The 3,321-nt window shown below is 74.5% G+C and carries 2 protein-coding genes; both read right to left on the bottom strand.

Going from position 1 to position 3,321, the window contains the following annotated elements:
* Positions 1-2,902, bottom strand: a 2,902-nt coding sequence (locus ABD999_RS43680; RefSeq protein WP_345483299.1) for a non-ribosomal peptide synthetase, incomplete at its 3' end; no start/stop codon positions are given.
* On the bottom strand, positions 2,899-3,321 hold a 423-nt coding region (locus ABD999_RS43675; RefSeq protein ID WP_345483298.1), incomplete at its 5' end, for a phosphopantetheine-binding protein. The genes ABD999_RS43680 and ABD999_RS43675, both read right to left, overlap by 4 nt.

The raw sequence follows: 3,321 nt of genomic DNA, 5'->3' as shown, positions 1-3,321 counted from the left end.
GCGGTGGGAGTGCGTTGCGGTCGAGCTTGCCGCTCGGCAGCACCGGGAAACCCTCCACCGTCACGAACGCCGCCGGGATCATCGCCTCCGGCAACCGCGCACGCAAGAACCCCCTCAACGAACCAGGATCAACCCCCGAACCCGCACCAGGCTGGACATACGCCACCAGACCACGACCACCCGGAGCGTCATCACGCACCACCACCACCGCGCGACCCACCCCCGGACACTCCCCCAGCACCGCCGCAACCTCATCCGGCTCGACCCGCACCCCCCGCACCTTCACCTGATCATCAACACGCCCCAGATACTCCAACTCCCCCGACGCACACCACCGCACCAAATCCCCCGTCCGATACAACCGCCCCCCACCACCACCGAACGGATCCGGAACAAACCGCTTTCCCGTCAACCCCGCACGACCGTGATAACCCCGAGAAACCCCCACCCCACCCAGCAGCAACTCACCCGGCACCCCCACCGGAACCGGACACAACCCCCCATCCACCACATACACCGACGTATTCGCCACCGGCGTGCCGATGGAGCCGCCTGCGTCGCCCGTGACCCGGTGCCCGGTGGACCACACGGTCGTCTCGGTCGGCCCGTACAGGTCCCACAGCTCGTCCGTCACCTTCAGGAGCCGGGCGGCGAGCCCGGCGGGCAGCGCCTCGCCCGTGGAGATGATCCGGGGGACGCGGGCGGCGAGCGCGGGCAGCAGGCCCTCCAGCATGGACGGGGTGGCCTGGACGGTGTGCACGTCCCCGATGAGCCGGTGCACCCGCTCGATCTCGGCGGAGGAGGCCACCACGACGGTCCCGCCGGTGACCAGCGGGCCGAAGATCTCGATCATCGCGATGTCGAACGACACCGACGTCAGGAACAGGTACCGCTCCCCCGCCGCCGGGCCGGGCGCCTCGCGGACGTGTCCCAGCAGGCTGACCAGGCCGCGGTGCGGCACCACGACGCCCTTGGCCCGGCCGGTCGAGCCGGAGGTGTAGATCAGGTAGGCGGCCTGGTCCGGGTGCGCGCCCGTACCGAACTCCTCCCCGTCCGCGGGGAGGTCTTCGAGCAGCAGGCGGCCGGGCCGGTCGGGGAGGCGGGCCTGGAGTGCGGCGGTGGTGACGGCGAGCGCGGCCCCCGAGTCGGCGAGGATCCCGGCGAGCCGCTCCGGCGGGTAGCCGGGGTCCAGGGGGACGTAGCAGCCGCCGGCCTTGAGCACCCCGAGCAGGGCGGCGACCAGGTCCGGGGTGCGGGGCAGGCACACGCCCACCCGGGTCTCGGGGCCGACGCCGAGCCGCCGCAGCCGCGCGGCCAGGCGGGCCGCCTTCGCCTCCAGCTCCGCGTACGTCAGGACGCGGCCGTGCGCGTCGGCCACGGCGGGCGCGTCCGGGGTGCGGGCGGCCTGCTCGGCGACCAGCTCGTGCACGCCGCGTTCCGGGTACGGGAGAGCCGGGCCGTCGCCTGCCCGCAGGGTGCGCTCCTGTTCGTCGGCGGGCATGAGCGGCAGCTCCGACAAGCGCAGGCCGGGATCGGCGACGGCGGCTGCCAGCAGGGTGCGCAGGTGGCCGGCCAGGCGGGCCATCCGGTCGTCGTCGAACAGGTCGGTGGGGTAGTCGAGCACGCACAGCAGCCGGCCGTCGGGGCGCTCCTCGACGATGAGGTCCAGGTCGAACATGGCGGTGCCGGGCCGCACGTCCAGCCGTTCCAGGCGCAGGCCGCGCGCGCCGCCGGGCAGCGGCGGGGTGTTCTGGTAGGCGAGCATCACCTGGAACAGCGGGTTCCTGGACAGGTCGCGGCCCGCCGACAGCTCCTCCACCAGGGTCTCGAACGGCAGCGCCGCGTGTTCGAACGCGCCCAGCGCCCGCTCCCGGGTGCGCTCCACCAGCTCGGTGAAGCTCGGGTCGCCGGACAGGTCGCCGCGCAGCACCACGGTGTTGAGGAACAGGCCGACGGTGTCGTCGAGCGACGGGTCGGGGCGGGCCGAGACGGGCGTGCCGATCGGGATGTCGGTCTGGCCGGTGTAGCGGGCCAGCAGCGCCTGCACGGCGGCGGCCAGCACCATGAACGGGGTGGCCCGGTGTCCGGCCGCCAGCGCGCGCACCCCGTCGGCGGTCGGCCGGTCCAGGTCGAACGGCAGCCTGCGCCCCGCGTTGTGGCGGACGGGCGGGCGGGGCCGGTCGGCGGGCAGGTCGAGCACGTCGGGCAGCCCGGCGAGGGTCTCGCGCCAGTGGGCGAGGTCGCCGTCCCCGCCGGCGGGGCGGGACCGCTGCCAGGTGGCGTAGGCGGCGTAGCCGGTCGGCGCCGCAGGGAGCGGGTCGCCGGCGTGCAGCGCCAGCAGGTCGCGCAGCAGGATCGCCACGGACCAGCGGTCGGCCAGGATGTGGTGCAGGGTCAGGATCAGGCGGTGTTCCCGCTCGGCGACCCGCAGCAGGCGGGCCCTGGTGAGGGGGCCCGTGTCCAGGGCGAACCGGTGCCCGGCCTCGCCGAGGGCCGCCGCGTCCGCCTCGGCGGGGGTGACGTCTTCGACGGTGAGCGCGGGCCTGACGGGGCCGGGCGCCTGCCAGGGCTCGCCGTCCTTGAGCGTGACCACGTACCCGAGTACGGGGTGGCGCTCCACGAGCGCGTCGAACGCCGCCGCCAGCGCGGCGGCGTCCAGCGGGCCGTCGATCCGGTACGCCCAGGACAGGGTGTAGGCGGGGTTGCCGGGGTCGAGCTGGTCGACGACCCAGAGCCGGCGCTGCGCCTCGGTCAGCGGGGCGCCCAGCCGGGGGTCGGCGTGCGGGATCGCCGGAGTGGGCGGGCTCGGCCGGCGGCGGCCGAGGAGGCGGGCCTCGAGTGCGGCCCGCTGGTCCGGGCTGAGCGCGGCCAGGCGTTCGCGGATCCCTTCGGCGTCGCTCACCGCTCCTCCTCAAGAAGCTCCAGATCGGTCCCGAGCGCGTGCTCGAGTACGGCCAGCGCCTGCTCCTCGACGGTGGTGGCGTCGAAGCAGCGGCGCAGCGGCAGTTCCACGCCCAGTTCGTCGGAGATCCGGGCGATGAGGCGGACCACGAGCAGGGAGTGGCCGCCCAGCTCGAAGAAGTCGTCGCGCGCTCCGACGCGGTCCCGTCCGAGCAGGTCGGACCAGATGGCGGCCAGCGTCTCCTCCGCGGGGGTGGCCGGGGGCACGAAGGCGGGGGCGGTATCGGGGTGCGGCGGTGGGAGTGCGTTGCGGTCGAGCTTGCCGCTCGGCAGCACCGGGAAACCCTCCACCGTCACGAACGCCGCCGGGATCATCGCCTCCGGCAACCGCGCACGCAAGAACCCCCTCAACGAACCAGG

Origin of the sequence: Nonomuraea ferruginea (assembly GCF_039540635.1) — a bacterium.
GTDB classification, from domain to species: Bacteria; Actinomycetota; Actinomycetes; order Streptosporangiales; family Streptosporangiaceae; genus Nonomuraea; species Nonomuraea ferruginea.
This window is presented reverse-complemented; position numbering and strand designations above follow the sequence as displayed.